The 16,599-nt window shown below is 61.8% G+C and carries 17 protein-coding genes; 9 read left to right on the top strand and 8 right to left on the bottom strand.

What is annotated here, in order from left to right; genetic code table 11:
- Positions 1-4: 4 nt before the first annotated feature.
- The 6 genes from QRN46_RS05540 (at position 5) to QRN46_RS05515 (ending at position 6,193) form a co-directional block, all read left to right on the top strand.
- On the top strand, positions 5-523 hold the full coding sequence (locus QRN46_RS05540) for an RNA polymerase sigma factor (RefSeq protein ID WP_039768032.1): 519 nt from the start codon (positions 5-7) through the stop codon (positions 521-523).
- A complete protein-coding gene (locus QRN46_RS05535) occupies positions 520-1,491 on the top strand; it encodes a FecR domain-containing protein (protein ID WP_285354379.1) in 972 nt (323 codons plus the stop codon). The genes QRN46_RS05540 and QRN46_RS05535 overlap by 4 nt, the downstream gene beginning before the upstream one ends.
- Before the next feature lie 201 nt (positions 1,492-1,692).
- Positions 1,693-4,119, top strand: coding sequence for a TonB-dependent siderophore receptor (locus QRN46_RS05530; protein ID WP_285354378.1), 2,427 nt, complete (start codon positions 1,693-1,695; stop codon positions 4,117-4,119).
- A gap of 73 nt (positions 4,120-4,192) precedes the next feature.
- The gene (locus QRN46_RS05525) at positions 4,193-5,323 is read left to right on the top strand and encodes a PepSY-associated TM helix domain-containing protein (RefSeq protein WP_285354377.1); all 1,131 of its coding nucleotides are present in this window, start codon (positions 4,193-4,195) and stop codon (positions 5,321-5,323) included.
- Positions 5,320-5,499 (top strand): hypothetical protein, encoded by a 180-nt coding sequence (locus QRN46_RS05520; protein WP_085697754.1) that lies wholly within the window; start codon positions 5,320-5,322, stop codon positions 5,497-5,499. Before QRN46_RS05525 ends, QRN46_RS05520 begins: the two co-directional genes overlap by 4 nt.
- Positions 5,500-5,563: 64 nt before the next feature.
- On the top strand, positions 5,564-6,193 hold the full coding sequence (locus tag QRN46_RS05515) for a glutathione S-transferase (RefSeq protein WP_041475616.1): 630 nt from the start codon (positions 5,564-5,566) through the stop codon (positions 6,191-6,193).
- Between the two features lie 87 nt (positions 6,194-6,280).
- On the opposite strand, the gene creD is transcribed toward QRN46_RS05515, so the two are convergent.
- Positions 6,281-7,651 carry a cell envelope integrity protein CreD gene (gene creD / locus QRN46_RS05510; protein WP_285354376.1) on the bottom strand — a complete coding sequence of 457 codons (1,371 nt, stop codon included), beginning with the start codon at positions 7,649-7,651 and terminating at the stop codon, positions 6,281-6,283.
- Between the two features lie 167 nt (positions 7,652-7,818).
- Between creD and QRN46_RS05505 the strand changes: the two genes are divergently transcribed.
- Positions 7,819-8,829, top strand: a complete 1,011-nt coding sequence (locus QRN46_RS05505; protein WP_285354375.1) for an acyltransferase family protein — start codon at positions 7,819-7,821, stop codon at positions 8,827-8,829.
- Between the two features lie 24 nt (positions 8,830-8,853).
- Here the strand turns inward: QRN46_RS05505 and creC are convergent, their stop codons facing one another.
- The 3 genes from creC to rloA2 all read right to left on the bottom strand — a co-directional run bounded on the left by creC (position 8,854) and on the right by rloA2 (position 11,529).
- On the bottom strand, positions 8,854-10,272 hold the full coding sequence (gene creC, locus QRN46_RS05500; RefSeq protein ID WP_285354374.1) for a two-component system sensor histidine kinase CreC: 1,419 nt from the start codon (positions 10,270-10,272) through the stop codon (positions 8,854-8,856).
- The gene (gene creB, locus QRN46_RS05495; RefSeq protein ID WP_011336264.1) at positions 10,272-10,952 is read right to left on the bottom strand and encodes a two-component system response regulator CreB; all 681 of its coding nucleotides are present in this window, start codon (positions 10,950-10,952) and stop codon (positions 10,272-10,274) included. Before creB ends, creC begins: the two co-directional genes overlap by 1 nt.
- A gap of 73 nt (positions 10,953-11,025) precedes the next feature.
- The gene (gene rloA2 / locus QRN46_RS05490; protein ID WP_011336265.1) at positions 11,026-11,529 is read right to left on the bottom strand and encodes a retropepsin-like aspartic peptidase RloA2; all 504 of its coding nucleotides are present in this window, start codon (positions 11,527-11,529) and stop codon (positions 11,026-11,028) included.
- 175 nt (positions 11,530-11,704) lie between these two features.
- Here rloA2 and yihG point away from each other — a divergent pair, with 175 nt between their 5' ends.
- On the top strand, positions 11,705-12,592 hold the full coding sequence (gene yihG, locus QRN46_RS05485; protein WP_041475446.1) for a 1-acylglycerol-3-phosphate O-acyltransferase, YihG family: 888 nt from the start codon (positions 11,705-11,707) through the stop codon (positions 12,590-12,592).
- A 1-nt stretch (position 12,593) separates the two neighbouring features.
- Here the strand turns inward: yihG and QRN46_RS05480 are convergent, their stop codons facing one another.
- A complete protein-coding gene (locus QRN46_RS05480) occupies positions 12,594-13,151 on the bottom strand; it encodes a DUF2780 domain-containing protein (protein WP_011336267.1) in 558 nt (185 codons plus the stop codon).
- Between the two features lie 267 nt (positions 13,152-13,418).
- Between QRN46_RS05480 and QRN46_RS05475 the strand changes: the two genes are divergently transcribed.
- Positions 13,419-13,721 carry a hypothetical protein gene (locus tag QRN46_RS05475; RefSeq protein ID WP_285354373.1) on the top strand — a complete coding sequence of 101 codons (303 nt, stop codon included), beginning with the start codon at positions 13,419-13,421 and terminating at the stop codon, positions 13,719-13,721.
- 56 nt (positions 13,722-13,777) lie between these two features.
- Here QRN46_RS05475 and fdhA read toward each other — a convergent pair whose 3' ends face one another.
- From fdhA to QRN46_RS05460, 3 genes are all read right to left on the bottom strand, one after another.
- Positions 13,778-14,977 (bottom strand): formaldehyde dehydrogenase, glutathione-independent, encoded by a 1,200-nt coding sequence (gene fdhA, locus QRN46_RS05470; protein WP_011336270.1) that lies wholly within the window; start codon positions 14,975-14,977, stop codon positions 13,778-13,780.
- A gap of 99 nt (positions 14,978-15,076) precedes the next feature.
- Entirely contained in the window at positions 15,077-15,934 is an 858-nt protein-coding gene (purU, locus tag QRN46_RS05465) for a formyltetrahydrofolate deformylase (RefSeq protein WP_285354372.1), read from the bottom strand.
- Positions 15,935-15,947: 13 nt separating this feature from the next.
- Positions 15,948-16,580: a sarcosine oxidase subunit gamma gene (locus tag QRN46_RS05460; protein ID WP_064380256.1), complete on the bottom strand. Its 633-nt coding sequence runs from the start codon at positions 16,578-16,580 to the stop codon at positions 15,948-15,950.
- Between the last annotated feature and the right edge of the window lie 19 nt (positions 16,581-16,599).

Here is a 16,599-nt window from a genome sequence, read left to right as displayed (position 1 = left end):
CGTCGTGTCTTCAGCCCAAAGCCCTCACAGCGAGCTCGTCGGTGCGTTGTATCGCGACCACCGTGGCTGGCTGCTGGCCTGGCTGCGCCGTAACGTGGCTTGCCCGCAACGGGCCGAAGACCTGAGCCAGGACACTTTCGTCCGCCTGCTTGGCCGCGACGAACTGCTGACACCGCGCGAACCCCGGGCATTTCTGGTGGCGATCGCCAAAGGGTTGTTGTTCGACTACTTCCGCCGGGCGGCGCTGGAACAGGCGTATCTGACCGAACTGATGCTGATCCCCGAGGGCGAACAGCCCTCGGTCGAAGAACAGCAACTGATCCTCGAAGACCTCAAGGCCATCGACCGCATGCTCGGCAAGCTGTCGACCAAGGCTCGCGCCGCTTTCCTCTATAACCGCCTCGACGGCCTGACCCACGCCGAGATCGCCGACAAACTCGGCGTGTCTGTCCCCCGCGTGCGTCAGTACCTGGCCCAGGGTATTCGACAGTGCTACATCGCGCTGTACGGTGAGCCAACATGAGCCCGGCCAGTTCTAGACCGGTCCCGGCCCATGTGCTGGACGCGGCGATTGCCTGGCAATTGACCCTCGATTCCAGCACGCCGCTGGAACGCGAAGAATTCGCCAAGTGGCACGCGGCCAACGAAGAACACGCTCGCGCCTGGCGCCAGCTGGGCATGCTCGACCAGCGTTTCAGCGTGGCCAACGGCCCGGCACGCAACGCGTTGCTGCAATCGCGCGAAGGCATCCGCCGCCGGGTGCGCAAGCTGGGCAGCGGGCTGGCCAGTGTCGTGGCGGTGGTCGGGCTGGCGTTGTTTGCCAGCGAACGTTATCTGCCGCTGGATTACTGGCTCGCCGATCAACGCACCGCCACCGGCGAACAGCGCACCGTGCGCCTGGCCGACGGCACCGTACTCAACCTCAACACCCACAGCGCCGTGGATGTCCGCTTCGATGAAAAACAACGCCTGATCGTGTTGCAGGAAGGCGAAATCCTTGTCGAAACCGGTCACGGCGATGCGCGGCCGTTCATCGTCGAAACCGCCGAGGGCAGCATGCGCGCCCTCGGCACGCGGTTCCTGGTCAAACGCGAAGACGCCGGCACGCGCCTGAGCGTGTTGCAGTCGGCGGTGGCGGCGCATCCGCAATCCGATCCGCAGGAACAGATCCTGCGCGAAGGCCAGCAAGTACTGATTCGCCAAAACGGTCTGGATTCGGTGGTGGCGCTCAACCCCGGCGCCGATGCCTGGACCCGCGGCATGCTGGTAGTGGACAACGCGCGCCTGGAAGACCTGGTGCATGAACTCGGGCGCTATCGTCGCGGCCATCTGGGCATTGCGCCGGAAGTCGCCGATCTGCGCATCACCGGCAGCTTCCCGCTGCACGACACCGACAAGGCGCTGAACGCCCTGCTGCCGACCCTGCCGGTGCAGATCGAACAGCACACGCCATGGTGGGTGACCGTGGCCAAGGCGGATCCGAAGCCCTGACATTCAGCGCTGCCTGAGTCATAGCGATCGCGAGCAGGCCGCGACAGAAACACCCATCACATCCCATGAAAACGGACTTTCTGCTGACTTGCGCAGCGATGTCGTTCGTTAATCGAAATTATTTTCATCCAGCCCTATCACTTTTCGAATCTCGTCCGGCACACAGGCAATTGAGAAATATTTCCATTCAGGAGCCGCCGTATGTCCCGTTCGCTAGACACCTTGTTGCGCCCCAGTTTGCTGGCGGTCGCCATTGCCCTCTGCACCCCGCTGGCCAGCAGCCAACTGATCGCCGCTGAACAGGCGTCGAGCGTACGCGCCTACAACCTGCCGGCGGCTCCGTTGTCGACCACCCTGAACCAGATCGCCAGCCAGGGCGGCCTCACGCTGTCGCTGAACCCGTCGCTGGCGGCGGGCAAGACCTCGGCGCCGGTCAACGGCCAATATGACGCGGCCGGCGCCCTGCGCGCGGCACTGCGCGGCACCGGTCTGCAACTGGAACAGAGCGGCGCCGGCACCTACACCCTGGTCGCCGTGCCGGAAGGCGCGATGGCCCTGCCGGAAACCTCGGTGATCGGCGTGGAAAACTACGAAAGCGCCTGGGGCCCGGTCGAAGGCTACACCGCCACCCGCACCGCCGCCGGCACCAAGACCGACACCGCGCTGGTCGAAGCGCCGCGTTCGATTTCGGTCGCCACGCGCCAGCAAATGGAAGACCGAGGCGTGCACAGCCTCGATGACGCCGTGCGCTACATGCCGGGCATCACCGCCAGCAGCTATGGCAGCGACACCCGCGCCGACTGGCTGCGCGTACGCGGCTTCGAACCGACCCAGTTCCTCGACGGCCTGCCCCTGCCAAAAGGCGTGTACGCCAACCCGAAACAGGAAACCTGGAACCTCGACCGCCTCGCCCTGCTGCGCGGCCCGGCCTCGTCCGTCTACGGCCAGACCCCGCCGGGCGGCCTGCTGGACATGGTCAGCCGTCGTCCGAGCGATGTGCAGAGCAGCGAAATCCAGCTGCAATACGGCAGCGACAACCACCGCCAGATCAACTTCGCCAGCACCGGCAAGATCGATGACGCTGGCCAGTTTCTCTACGGCCTCAGCGGTGTGGTACGTGACAGCGGCACGCAGATCGACCACGTCGACAACAAGCGCTACAACATCGCGCCGAGCCTGACCTGGAACATCGACGACGACACCAGATTCACCCTGCTGACCCAGTTCACCCGCGACGATACCGGCATCACCAGCCAGTTCCTGCCGGTGCAGGGCACCAAGATCGACATGCCGTTCGGCAAGGTTTCCCATCACAAGAACCTCGGCGATCCGGACTGGGAATACTACGACCGCACCTACTACGCGTTGGGCTATGCCTTCGAACATCGCCTGAACGATGTGTGGCAGTTCAAGCAGAACCTGCGCTACACCAAGTCGGATCTGTCGTTCCAGGGCATCACCGTCGGCTCCTACCCGTTCACTCAAGTGGACAATGACGGCAACGTCGGCCGCACGACCACCATCGTCGACGAAGACATCAGCCAGTTCGCCGTGGACAACAACTTCCAGGCCGACTTCGCCACCGGCGACATCCGCCACACCCTGCTGCTGGGTCTGGATCACCAGCGCAGCAACACCAACTACACCTCGATCTTCGGCAGCGCGCCGGAGATCAACGTGAACAATCCGATCCATGGTCAGCCGATCGTGCGTCCGGCGCGCTCCACCGCGTTCTATGACTACAACCAGAAGACCTACCAGACCGGCCTCTACGTTCAGGACCAGATGGCCCTGGACCAATGGCGCCTGACCCTGGGCGGTCGTGAAGACTGGGTGCACACCAGCACTCAATTCATCAACAAGGGCGACGCCACCAACACCCAGCGTGACAAGGCGTTCAGCGGTAACGCGGCGATCAGCTATGTCTTCGACTCCGGTTTCGTGCCGTACCTGTCCTACGCCGAATCGTTCCAGCCGACCACTGGCGCCGACGCCTCGTCGACCGAATCGCTCAAACCGACCGAAGGCAAGCAGTGGGAACTGGGCATCAAGTACCAGCCACCGGGCAGCAAGACCCTGCTGACGGCGGCCGTGTATGACCTGACCCAGAAAAACGTTTCGGTCAGCTCGTTCGTCAACGGCGTATCGATCACCAGCCAGACCGGCGAAGTGAAGGTCAAAGGCCTGGAGCTGGAAGCCGTCTCCGACGTCACCGACAACCTGAAGGTCATCGCCGCGTACACCCTGGCCAAATCCGAAGTGCAGAACGGCGCCGACAAGGGCAACCGCCTGCAACTGATGCCGAACCAGCAAGCCTCGCTGTGGGCCGATTACACCTGGCACAGCGGTGTGCTCGACGGCTTCGGCATCGGCGCCGGCGCGCGCTACACCGGCAACACCTACGGCGACAAAGCCAATACCTGGCTGGGCAAGGCGGACGCGTACACCGTGTTCGACGCCGCCGTGCATTACGACCTCGGCCGTCTGGACAACAGCCTCAAAGGCGCGTCGCTGGCACTCAACGCCACCAATTTGCTGGACAAGGACTACATCTCCACTTGCGACAGCTTCTACTGCTACTACGGCGACCAGCGCAGTGTCGTCGCCAGCGCCACTTACAAGTGGTAAGCGCCTGAGCTGAACAGGCCCTGCAACCAGGCCGTCCCTCGTGGACGGCTTGGGTGTTTTTGAAGGTCATGAAATGAAAAGTAAAACAATTCGCCGCTGGTCCTTGGTCCACACCTGGACCAGCCTGATCTGCACCGTGTTTTTGCTGCTGCTGGCCCTGACCGGCCTGCCGCTGATTTTCCATCACGAGATCGACCACCTGCTGGGCGATGCGCCCGAGTTGCGGGTGATGCCGGCGGACACGCCGCATCTGAACCTGGCGCAACTGGTCGAAGCGGCGGAAAAGCATCGGCCCGGCGAGGTCGTGCAGTATTTCGGCTTCGAAGACGACGAGCCGAATGCCGTGCTGACGATCATGGCCAGGACCGCCGGCACCGAGCCCAATTCCTCGCACACCTTCATGCTCGACGCGCGTACCGGCGAAGCCCTGGAAATGCCGTCGGCCAACGGTGGGCTGATGCTGTTCATCCTGCGCCTGCACGTCGACATGTTCGCCGGGCTGCCGGGCAAGCTGCTGCTGGCTTTCATGGGTTTGCTGTTCGTGGTCGCGATCGTGTCCGGCACGGTGTTGTACCTGCCGTTCATGCGCCGCTTGAAGTTCGGCACCGTGCGCCAGGACAAGTCCACCCGCCTGCGCTGGCTCGACCTGCATAACCTGATCGGCGTGGTCACCTTGACCTGGGCGCTGGTGGTCGGCGTGACCGGGGTGATCAGCGCCTGCGCCGATCTGATCATCGCTGCATGGCGCAACGATTCGCTCAACGCCATGATCGCGCCCTACCGCGATGTCCCGCCGCTGATCCACCTCGCCCCGGCCACGCGACTGCTGGATATCGCCAACGAAGTCGCACCGGGCATGAAACCGGACTTCATCGCCTTCCCCGGCACCCGTTTCTCCAGCGAGCACCATTACTCGGTGTTCATGAAGGGCGGCACCCACCTGACCTCGCACCTGCTGACCCCGGTGCTGATCGACGCCAGCACCCTGCAAGTGACAGCGGTGGCAGAGCGACCGTGGTACATGGACGCCATGGGCATGTCGCAGCCGCTGCACTTCGGTGACTACGGCGGCATGCCGATGAAAATCCTCTGGGCCACGCTGGACGTGCTGACCATCATCGTCCTCGCCAGTGGCGTGTACCTGTGGGTGGTGCGGCGCAAGGCCGCGAAACCGGTGTTGGAAACGGCAGAGGCCGCTGCATGAAACCGCGTCAGTCGAATTTCTGGAAAGTCTTCAGCACGCCGCTGGTGATCGCGCTGCTGAGTGCGGCGGGCCTGTTCGCGGCGCTGCTGGGCGACGGGATCTGGGATGGCTTGAGCTGGATTGGTCTGGGCGTTCCGGCCGCCATTGCCCTGCGTGGATTGCTGCAACGCCGCTGAACGGCTTGAGCCTGACGGGCAACGCGCTATGCTGCCCGTCTTGCCCTTGACCGAGACCCTGCCAATGTCCGCTCCCAGCATGACCCTGTTCCACAACACCCTGTCCCCGTTCGTGCGCAAAGTCATGGTGCTGTTGCACGAGACCGGCCAGCAGGATCGCGTCGCGCTGCAGGACTGCGTGCTCAGCCCTGTCAGCCCGGACGCCGCGCTCAACGAAGACAACCCGCTGGGCAAGATCCCGGCCCTGCGCCTGGCCGACGGCAATGTCATCCATGACAGCCGGGTGATCCTTGATTATCTCGACCACCAGCACGTCGGCAACCCGCTGATCCCCCGCGACGGCTCGGCCCGCTGGCGGCGCCTGACCCTGGCCTCGATGGCCGACGGGATCATGGACGCCTCGGTCATGGTGCGTTACGAGCAAGTGCTGCGCGCCCCGGAAAAACACTGGGACGAATGGCTCGAAGCCCAGCGCGAGAAGATCCGCCGCGCCCTCGCCTTGCTGGAGCGCGACGCGATTGCCGAACTGACCTGCCACTTCGATGTCGCCGCGATCAGCGTGGCCTGTGCACTGGGTTATCTCGACCTGCGCTTCCCGGATCTGGGCTGGCGTGACGCCAATCCGCAACTGGCCAACTGGTTCTTTGAAGTGAGCCAGCGGCCGTCGATGATTGCGACCATGCCGAAGGCTTGACGCACCGGGCGGGAGGCAACGAGGCAAAGATCAGCGTCATCAACACCTCGGCCTCCCGCTGCTCCTCACGCAATCCCACAAACCGGCTCATTGCACCGCTCCGATATCGAATTCCAGCGGTTTGGCCGGTTTCTGCCCGATCCCGTACCAGTCCAGATTGCGGGTCAGCACCATGAACACACCGAGCAGACCGAACAGCAGCAGCGAACCCATCAGCAGCGCGTAATCCTCGGCGCTCAGCAGGCCGTAGAGCAAGCCATACAACGCCGCCAGCCCCGCCGAAAAACTCAAGCCATGCCGCACGCTGCGCAGCACGTGGCAGACGTAGAACCCGATCAACACCACACAACCGCTGGCCGACAACAGATACGCCAGGGCAAACCCGATGTGCTCCGACAACGACAGCAGCAACAGATAGAAGAACGCCAGCGCCACACCCACCAGCGCGTATTGCACCGGGTGCACCGCCAGGCTTTTCAGCACTTCGAACAGGAAGAAACCGGCGAACGTCAGGACGATGAACAGCAGCGCATATTTGATCGCCCGGTCACTCTTCAGGTACTGATCCACCGGATCGATGAAGCTCACGCCGAAACTGCGCCCGTTGAACGCCTCGCAATCATTGCCCGACACACAACGGCTCATCGCTTCTTGCAAATTGGTGGAGAAAAACGAGGTCTGCCAGTCAGCGGTAAAACCCTGATCGTTGATCTCGCGCCTGGCCGGCAGGAAGTTACCGATGAAGCTTGGGTGCGGCCAGTTGGCGGCGAGGTTCACGCGACTGGTCTTGCCCACCGGCAGCACCTGCAACGAGCCGGTGCCTTGCAGACGCAGGTCGAAGCCGAAGGCCAGTTCCGTGGTCTTGCTGGTGTCCAGCGCCGGCAGCGTCACTCGCACACCCTCGCCCAGCCAACCGACTTGAGTACCGGGCACGAAGTCCAGGCGTTGCGCGCCCAGCTCCAGCTTCAGGGCATTTTCGATCCCGCGAATGTCGCTGATGCCGACCGCCAGGAACGGCGCATCGAAGGTGTAATCGGCAAAATCTTCCTTGATCCCCAACTGCGCCGGCAGCGAGAAATGGCCACTGATACGGTTATCGGCATGGAACAGCCGCGCCTCGTAAATGCCCCGGGCGCGCAGTTCGGTCTGTACCTGGCCATCGAGTTCAAAACGCTCCGGCAGGAAATACAGGCGTCCGCGCTCTTCTCCGATTTCCTGATAGCGCTCGTCGCTCTTCTCTTTGGTCTTCCAGGTGCGCACCACTTTGCGATACGGCACAACCATCACCGGCCCGCTGAGTTGCTGGCTGTAGCTTGAGCTTCTGGCGATGTCTTCGAGCACACCGTCACGCAGTTGCTGGCGATCGTCGATGATGCCGTCGATCATCAACAGCGGCACCAGCAATACCAGAATCAACAGGGCAATGGCCCCGAGTTTGAATGTCAGATTTCGGTTCATCGGAACGCTCCCTTGTTGGAATGGAGCGAGTCTGCAAACGCTGTATGGATTTGTTATGGAGGTTGTGTGGGCTTTACGTGGAAATACCTGTAAAACGCTTTTCCACAAAAGCTACCACCCGCCCTTCCGGGCACCGACGGACAAGACTGGAATAAAGGACTATCGGATTGCGCAACAACTCATTTGATCTGATCAGGCACGTTGCCGCGATATTGGTACTGGTCAGCCATCACTTTGCCCTGAGCGGATTGCAGGAACCGGGCATCACTGGCTACAACTCGCTGGGTGGCATTGCGGTCATTGCCTTCTTTTCGATTTCCGGCCTGCTGATCACCCACAGCTTCCTCAACGCCAAGGGCATCACTGACTATCTGAGCAAACGTATCGCGCGGATCTTTCCGGCGCTGATCGTTTGCGCCTTCCTCATGACATTTGTGGCCGGTGCGGTGTTTGCCGACGGCTATGTGACGAGCCCCGCCGCCCTGATCGATTTCCTGCGCATCTCGCTGTTCGGCCGCGCGAACATCGAGCCCGTCACTGACGGGTTTATCTTCAGCGAGTCGTTCAACGGCAGCCTCTGGACGCTGAAAATCGAATTCGCTTTCTATCTGCTGGTGGCGGTGGTGCTGAGTCTGCACCGACGGGCGACGGCAGCGGCTGCTTTGCTTGTGTTGTTCTGTGTGGCGACCTTTGTACTGGGCAACGGCCCGGCTACCGCACTGACTCAGAAACTGGCGGTGTATGGATGTGCCGGCATCGCGTTTTTTGCCGGATCGCTGCTGGCCTTCTACAAGCCATTGCTGGGCTACAAACGCCGATTGGCAATCATGCTGGTGGTCTGTATCGGGATTGCTTCACTGGCGATCGGGACACCGATGGCCGGGGTGATCGTCACTCTGTGCGTCTGCCTGGCCACCCTGGGTGTCGGCCTGCTCTACGTCGATCGCACCATCCGCGGTCGATTCGACCTGTCCTACGGCATCTACCTGTATGCGTTTCCCGTCCAGCAGTTGGTGATCAACAAGACATCGCTGACGTTCGTACCGTCCATGATGCTGTCGGCGCTGATCGTGATCGTGCTGGCCATCGCCTCCTGGCACTGGGTCGAGCGACCGGCGCTGCAATGGGCGCATCGCCGAAACAAGGCTCGACTCAACGAGGCCGCAACGCCGTCCTGAGCGGGCGACGGTTTGCCGGGCGGGTCACGGCAGTTGCACCTGCACCTGCACGCCGCCTGCGAGGTTCTCGATGCGCAGAGAACCACCGTGCAACTTGACCACTTCCTCAACGAAATTCAGCCCAAGCCCTGTGCTTTTGCGCCCGCTGTCAGGACGCGGCAATGAGTAAAAGCGCTCGGTCAGACGCGTCAGCGCGTAATCGGGAATGGCCGCGGCCTCGTTGAACAGGCGAAACACAATCTCCTCGCCAACCCGCTCGGCATCGAATCGCAACAAGCCCTTGGGCGGCGTGAAGTCCAGCGCGTTTTCCAGCAGATTGCCCAAGGCCTGGCGCAGCAGAAACGGCTCGCCGAGCAACGCCAGATCGGCGGGGATGGCCCGTTCGATTCTCAATTGCCGCCCTGCAATCCGTGCGGTCTGTGCCTGCAAGACTTCATCGACCAGCGCCACGAGCGGCACGGCGACGCGCTCTTCAAGACCCTGACGCTGCTCCACCTGAGCCAGATCGAGCAGGCGCTCGATCAACTGCTGCATCCGAGCACTTTCACTGTCGATGTTGCCGACAAAGCGCAATCGCTGATCCGCCGACATCTCGTCCTGCAGCAACTCGGCGGCACCGCGAATGGCGGCCAGCGGGCTCTTCAATTCGTGAGTCAACGTGTGCACATAGCGCTCGACGTAGGCCTTGCCTTCGAGCTGGGTGCGCATCTGCTCGACGGCGGTCGCCAACTGCTCCAGCTCGCCGCCGCGATAGTGCGGCACCGCCACCCGACGACCCTCGCTCACGGCCTGGGCGTACACGGTCAAGCGGTGCAGCGCGCGGCTCAGCCACCACGACAGCACGGCGCCGAGCAGCAGGCCGAGGACGATCAATCCGGCGCCGTAACCGAGCAAGCGGCGCTCGGTGCGATCGACATAGGGTTGCAGTGAACTGTTGGGTTTGGCGACCGTGACCACGCCGATGATCGCGCCGTTGTCGCGGATCGGCGCGCCGACGTGCATCACTGAAGAATTCGGATCATTCGGGTCACTGCGGCTGGAGCGTGCGCCGTATTCACCGCGCAGGGTCAGGTAGACGTCGTTCCAGCGCGAGTAGTCCTGACCGACCGAAACACCGCTGGAGTCCAGCACTACGATGCCCTTGGCGTCGGTAACGTAGATCCGGTGGTTGACCTGGTTTTTTGCCAGGCCCCAGATCGTCGCCTTCGGCTGGCGTTCGCCATAGGCGCGAAGCAGCTGCGGCCAGCGATTCTGGTTGAGGGTGCCGGCCTTGAAATCGTCCCGCAAGATTTCTGCCATCAGGTTGGCGGTGTCGACCAGGGTTTCTTCGGTGGACTGGCGCACGCCCGGGCGGATTTCTTCCATCACCGTGTTGAGCACGAAATACCCGGTCAGGCCGATGAACAGCACGTACACCAGGAAAATTCGCAGCCCCAGCGTCATCAGCTATTCCCCGGACTGTAGCTGTAGCCGAGGCCGCGATGGGTCTGGATCGGCTCGGCCTCGGCGCGTACGAGACGCAATTTGGCGCGCACGCTTTTGATATGGCTGTCGATGCTGCGCTCGTATCCGGCATCCGCCGCCACGCCCAACGCATCGAGCAATTGCTCGCGGCTGAATACCCGCTCGGGTTGCTCGAGCAGGCATTGCAACAATCGGAATTCATGGCGGGTCAGGCTCAGGGGCTGGCCGCGATAGCTGATCTGCACGCGTTCGGGATCGATGCGAAACAGCGCCGAGGATGCTTCGATGACCGGGCGTGGCGCCATGCGCTTGAGAATCGCCCGGACCCGGGCCGCCACCTCTCGCGGTGAAAACGGTTTGACGACGTAATCGTCGGCTCCGATTTCCAGGCCCACCACCCGGTCGATTTCGGCATTGCGCGCGCTGAGGAACAGCACCGGTACTTCACTGAAGCGACGAAGCTGTTTACAGGTCTCGAAGCCGCTGATGTCCGGCAGGCCGATGTCGAGGATGATCAGATCGGCCGGAGTCTGACGCTGATGCTCCAGCGCCGCCGCGCCCAGGCTCAGCCAGGTCGTGGTGAAGCCCTCGCCCTGCAAGGCAAAAATCAGCGTGTCGGCAATCGCCGCTTCGTCTTCGACAATCAGGATATGAGGCATGGCGTCCGAGCCTGTGGGTTAAGTGCGCGAACGGTGCCCCAAGCCCGGCGTTACGTCAATGAGACCACTTGGTTTAGCAGTCCGGCTTGTCCGCCGTGAAGCGCCGCGCCGGGTTCACCGCCGCGCCGAACTCGCGCAGGGCCTTGGCACCGATCAGCAACGGGTAGTTGAAGTTGCTGCGGTCGGTCAGGTTGACCTCCACGGTACGCTTGACGTCGCCCAGGCACAGCTCCAGATCGACTACCGGGCGCTTGGCCACTTCGGTGCTTTCGCCCTCGTCTTCTTCATCCGAGCGACTCTTGATTTTGCTGATCCGCGCAATCTTGTGCTCGTACACCTTGTTGCTGGCGTCCTTGGTGGCCAGACGGAAACGCACCCAGTCTTCGCCGTCGCGTTTGAACGTCTCGATGTCCTTGGCCGACAGCGAGGCGGTCAGCGCACCAGTGTCCATCTTGGCCTTGAGCACTTCGCCGCCGATTTCCGGCAGTGCGATGTATTCATAGCGTCCGTAAAGGGTCGGCTCGGCTGCCAGGACCGGCAGGGCGACGAGGGAAAGCAGTGCAAGGAGGGATTTCACGTAAGGGGCTTCCTTGGGAAATGGGGGCGTCAGACGCGAGATTTTAGACCGTTGTTCGCATGAACGTTCCCGGCAGGTTATCGCGCCACAGGTGAAACATTCGTCACCGGCGGATTTGGCCTGTCGGCCGAAGCCACTTATCATGGCGCGCCCATCCGTTTTCCAAGAGTTGCTTATGCGCCGCCTGCTCACCGGCTGTTTCGTCACCCTGCTGCTGTTGTCCAACACCCTCGTGCTGTTCGGCCCGCTGATGGTATTCGCCCTGCTCAAGCTGATCCTGCCGGGGCGCTTTCGCGACTACGCCTCGTGGGCGGTGATGTGGATCGCCGAAACCTGGGCGGAAATCGACAAGCTGATCTTCCGCCTGTGCATCCCCACGCAATGGGACATTCGCGGCGGCGAAAACCTGCGCAGCGACACTTCCTACCTGGTGATCAGCAATCATCAGTCCTGGGTCGATATCCCGGCGCTGATCCAGACCCTCAACCGGCGCACGCCGTTCTTCAAGTTCTTCCTCAAGAAAGAGCTGATCTGGGTGCCGTTCCTGGGCCTGGCCTGGTGGGCGCTGGATTACCCGTTCATGAAGCGCTACACCAAGGCGTTCCTGGCGAAGAACCCCGAGCTGGCCGGCAAGGATCTGGAAATTACCAAAGCCGCCTGCGAGCTGTTCAAGCGCCAGCCGGTGACGGTGGTGAATTATCTGGAAGGCACCCGTTACACCGCCGCCAAAAGCACTCAGCAGCAGTCTCCGTTCAGTCACCTGCTCAAGCCCAAGGCGGGCGGCGTGGCGTTCGTGCTGGCGGCGATGGGCGAACAGCTGGACGCGATTCTCGATGTGACCGTGGTTTATCCACAGCAGAAGATTCCGGGGTTCTGGGACCTGATCAGCGGCAACGTGCCGCGCGTGATCATCGACATCCAGACCCGCGAGCTGGATCCGGCCCTGTGGCAGGGTGATTACGAAAACGATCCGGTGTTTCGCGAAAAGGTCCAGAACTGGGTCAACCAGCTCTGGACCCTCAAGGATCAGCGCATCGCCGAACTCAAGGGCGAGCGCCGCTGAGTCAACCGTTGGTGCCGGTGCCCCAGATGCTGCCCAGGCTTTGCAGCAACGAACCGCCGACACCCTGCTGACCGAGGTATTGCAGGAGGATCGGGGCAAACTGGCCGACCATCCCGCTGTCCATGCCCAGCGCACCGAAGGCGTTGTTCAGGTCATTGGTGTCCTTGACGTTGCCCAGCGCATTTTCCAGCCCGGCAGACTTGCCCGACGAGCCGAGCAAACCGCTCAGCGCCGCCAGATTGCCAGCGCCGCCCGAGAGCTTGTCGATGCCCGGCACTTCCTTGGCCAGCTCGGAATAGTCCGTGTTGCTCAGCTGGTTCTTCGCCAGTCCCAACATCGCACTGGTGCCGCCGACCGCTTGCTGCGGCGTGACGTTCAGCGCGCTCAAGGCACTCAACAGACCGGCGGTTTCCGACGTCGGCGCCGCGGCGGCGGCCTTGTCCCCGCCCTGCATGCCCGATACCGCACCGGCCACGTCATTCAAACTGAAACCGGCAAACACCGGCCCTGCCGCCAGGGTCAGGAGCGATGCCAGGGCAAAACCGCGTGAAATCTTCATTCAGACATCCTCTTGTGGCGTAAAGACCGCCCGGATACAGGCGATCAAACTGCCGGTTTGACCGGGTAGGCGGCAGCATGTTCCCCCAGACAGAAGCTGTGTTTTCTTGCATCAACCACAGGAAAACATTTCGTCCTGAGTCCACTTACTTCTAAGTTCTGCAGCAACCATTACAAATAGAACTAAAAACCTGTCATTTATGACAGTTGGAAATTTGGAAGGGGAAATGGAATATATGAACTCCAATTACGTAACGGAGTACGAACAATGAAACTGAAAGTTCTCGCAGGTGCACTTGCTTGCCTGGCAATGCTGAGCACTGCTCATGCACTGGAATGCCCAAAGGTCTCGGTGACCGATTCCGGTGGCGCGGAAGATCCGGTATTTACAGCTGCACGCATTAAAAACGGAAACAAGTTCATTTGCCAAAATGATGGTAAAGGCAGTCTGGGCGTCACGACTGTTTTAGAGTCAAGCACTCCAATTACGCCTACTGGATCGGGTTGGGATAAAAACTTAGAGTGTGCAGTCACCGATGGTGATGCCAGCAAATGCTCGGTGAAATTGTAAGTTAGATGTTTAAAAAAAGAGCAACCTACGCGGTTGCTCTTTTTTATGGCTGAAACTTACGCCGCGCTGAACAACTTATGCGGATCAATCACAAACTTCTTCGGCACGCCGGCATCGAACTCGCCGTAACCTTCCGGCGCCTGATCGAGGCTGATGACTTGCACGCCCACCACTTCGGCAATGTTGATGCGGTCCCACATGATCGCCTGCATCAGCTGACGGTTGTACTTCATCACCGGAGTCTGGCCGGTGTGGAAGCTGTGGGATTTGGCCCAGCCCAGGCCGAAGCGAATGCTCAGGCTGCCCATTTTCGCGGCGGCATCGACAGCACCCGGATCTTCGGTCACGTACAGGCCCGGAATACCGATCTTGCCGGCTACGCGCACCACGCCCATCAGCGAGTTGAGCACGGTGGCCGGGGCTTCGGATTTGACGCCGTCGTGACCATGACCACGGGCTTCGAAGCCCACGCAGTCCACCGCGCAATCCACTTCAGGCTCGCCCAGCAGCGCGGCGATCTGTTCGTGCAGCGGGGTGTCTTTCGACAGGTCGACGATTTCGAAACCCTGAGCCTTGGCGTGGGCCAGGCGGATGGTGTTGACGTCGCCGACGATCACCACCGCGGCGCCGAGCAAACGGGCGGAGGCGGCAGCGGCCAGACCGACCGGGCCAGCGCCGGCAATGTAAACGGTGCTGCCCGGACCAACGCCAGCGGTAACGGCGCCGTGGTAACCGGTCGGCAGAATGTCGGAGAGGCAGGTCAGGTCACGGATTTTCTCCATGGCCTTGTCGCGGTCCGGCAGTTTCAGCAGGTTGAAGTCGGCGTACGGCACCAGCACGTATTCGGCCTGGCCGCCGGTCCAGTCGCCCATGTCGACGTAACCGTAGGCACCACCGGCACGGGCCGGGTTGACGGTCAGGCAGACGCCGGTGTGTTGCTCCTTGCAGGAACGGCAGCGCCCGCAAGCCACGTTGAACGGAACGGAGACCAGGTCGCCGATTTTCAGGCTTTCGACGTCGCTGCCCTTCTCGATCACTTCACCGGTGATCTCGTGTCCCAGCACCAGACCGACCTGAGCGGTGGTGCGGCCGCGCACCATGTGCTGGTCGGAGCCGCAAATGTTGGTTGAAACCACACGCAGGATGACACCGTGCTCGATCTTCCTGCCGCGCGGATCCTGCATTTTCGGATAGTCGATTTTCTGTACTTCGACCTTGCCAGCGCCGAGATACACCACACCACGATTGCCAGACATGCTTTCACCTCGCTGTTGTTTTTATGGAACCGCGCCGCCCAGGCAGGTAGCGCGTTAAGTGCTCGGGTTATTGCTTGTTGGTTTTGCGTTGCTTGTGACTCAAAGAACGACGGTGCGATTGGCGTTCAAAAACACCCTCCGCTCAATGTGATACCCCACGGCCCGGGCCAGGGTCAGACCTTCGATGTCGCGGCCCTTGGCAATCAGGTCTTCGGGGTAATGACTGTGATCCACCGCCTCGACGCCCTGGGCGATGATCGGCCCCTCGTCCAGGTCGTTGTTGATGTAGTGCGCGGTGGCGCCGACCAGTTTCACGCCCTTGTTGTAGGCCTGGTGATACGGCTTTGCGCCCTTGAAGCCCGGCAGCAGCGAGTGGTGAATGTTGATCGCCTTGCCATCGAGCTTGCGGCACAGCTCCGGCGACAGCACCTGCATGTAGCGGGCGAGGATCACCAGTTCAGCGCCGGCCTCTTCGATCACCTGCCACACCTGCCGCTCCTGGGCCGGTTTGTCGTTGGGGTCGAGGGGGAAATGGTAGTAGGGAATCTGGTGCCAGTCGGCCAGCGGCTTGAGGTTCGGATGGTTGGACACCACCGCCGCCACGTCCATCGACAACTGGCCGATGCGCTGGCGATAGAGCAAGTCGTTGAGGCAGTGATCGGCCTTGGACACCATGATCACCACTTTTGGCCGGTAGTTCGGCGCAGTCAGCTCGAAGATCATGCCGAACGCCTGACCGCGTTCGGCGAGGCCGGCGCGGAAGGATTGCTCGTCAAAACCGTCGGGCTGACGGAACTCCACCCGAATGAAGAACCGGCCCGAGAGCCGGTCATCGAACGAGTGATGCTCGGTCACGTAGCAACCTTGCTCGAACAGAAAACGCGTCACCGCGTCCACGGTGCCGAGAACGCTGGGGCAGTCGGCGGTCAGAATCCATGTATCCGGGGCGCGGCTCATCGTTTTCTCCTGATCAGGCCTGAACGCTAAGGCCGTATTCGGCGGACGCATCCTGCAACCACAACCACCAGTAATCCGAGAAGCTGCGGCGAATCAGCAGCTCCCAGGTGTCTTCGGCGGTGTGGCGGATCATCAACTGCGACTTGGCGAACACCGTGCCGACCGCCTTGCCGACCGGGAAGTTGTTCGGGTGCACGTCGTAGCTGGTGGATTTCATCAGCACCTGACGCACGTTCGGGCCGCTCAGTTCGAGCAACTGCTGGCCGCCGCTGACGTTGACGATTGCGATGTGCAGATCGCCCAGCGCTTCGCGCAGTTTCTGCTCGGCAGCGAACTCTTCACCGCTCGGCACGATCAGCAGCCACTCGTCCGGGCCCATCCATTGCAGGCTGGTTTCACCTTTGACGATCACGCTCAGGGCACCCGGCAATTCAATGCCCAGCGCCTTGTGCACACCGGCAGCGAACGCGGCATCGTGGCCATCACCACGGATGGTCAGATGACCGAGGAGTTTCTTCTCGCGCACGGTCACGCCGGCGTTCTTGCGGCCCTTGCCGACCAGGCTGGCGAGGTCGGCATGATGCAGCGACGACTCGGCCTTGGCCCCGGTGGTCGGGCGTTGTTGGTAAACGTTGGCTGCGGTCATAAAGCACCCTTCCTGAATT

It is taken from the genome of Pseudomonas sp. lyk4-R2A-10 (assembly GCF_030209075.1).
In the GTDB taxonomy this organism is placed as follows: domain Bacteria; phylum Pseudomonadota; class Gammaproteobacteria; order Pseudomonadales; family Pseudomonadaceae; genus Aquipseudomonas; species Aquipseudomonas glycinae.
This window is presented reverse-complemented; position numbering and strand designations above follow the sequence as displayed.

Bases quoted from the DNA above. Each gene is read 5' to 3' on its own strand.
- QRN46_RS05535 (WP_285354379.1), top strand. From the start codon at position 520: ATGAGCCCGGCCAGTTCTAGACCGGTCCCGGCCCATGTGCTGGACGCG.
- QRN46_RS05530 (WP_285354378.1), top strand. From the start codon at position 1,693: ATGTCCCGTTCGCTAGACACCTTGTTGCGCCCCAGTTTGCTGGCGGTC.
- QRN46_RS05525 (WP_285354377.1), top strand. From the start codon at position 4,193: ATGAAAAGTAAAACAATTCGCCGCTGGTCCTTGGTCCACACCTGGACC.
- QRN46_RS05520 (WP_085697754.1), top strand. From the start codon at position 5,320: ATGAAACCGCGTCAGTCGAATTTCTGGAAAGTCTTCAGCACGCCGCTG.
- QRN46_RS05515 (WP_041475616.1), top strand. From the start codon at position 5,564: ATGTCCGCTCCCAGCATGACCCTGTTCCACAACACCCTGTCCCCGTTC.
- creD (WP_285354376.1), bottom strand. From the start codon at position 7,651: ATGAACCGAAATCTGACATTCAAACTCGGGGCCATTGCCCTGTTGATT.
- creC (WP_285354374.1), bottom strand. From the start codon at position 10,272: ATGACGCTGGGGCTGCGAATTTTCCTGGTGTACGTGCTGTTCATCGGC.
- creB (WP_011336264.1), bottom strand. From the start codon at position 10,952: ATGCCTCATATCCTGATTGTCGAAGACGAAGCGGCGATTGCCGACACG.
- yihG (WP_041475446.1), top strand. From the start codon at position 11,705: ATGCGCCGCCTGCTCACCGGCTGTTTCGTCACCCTGCTGCTGTTGTCC.
- QRN46_RS05480 (WP_011336267.1), bottom strand. From the start codon at position 13,151: ATGAAGATTTCACGCGGTTTTGCCCTGGCATCGCTCCTGACCCTGGCG.
- QRN46_RS05475 (WP_285354373.1), top strand. From the start codon at position 13,419: ATGAAACTGAAAGTTCTCGCAGGTGCACTTGCTTGCCTGGCAATGCTG.
- fdhA (WP_011336270.1), bottom strand. From the start codon at position 14,977: ATGTCTGGCAATCGTGGTGTGGTGTATCTCGGCGCTGGCAAGGTCGAA.
- purU (WP_285354372.1), bottom strand. From the start codon at position 15,934: ATGAGCCGCGCCCCGGATACATGGATTCTGACCGCCGACTGCCCCAGC.
- QRN46_RS05460 (WP_064380256.1), bottom strand. From the start codon at position 16,580: ATGACCGCAGCCAACGTTTACCAACAACGCCCGACCACCGGGGCCAAG.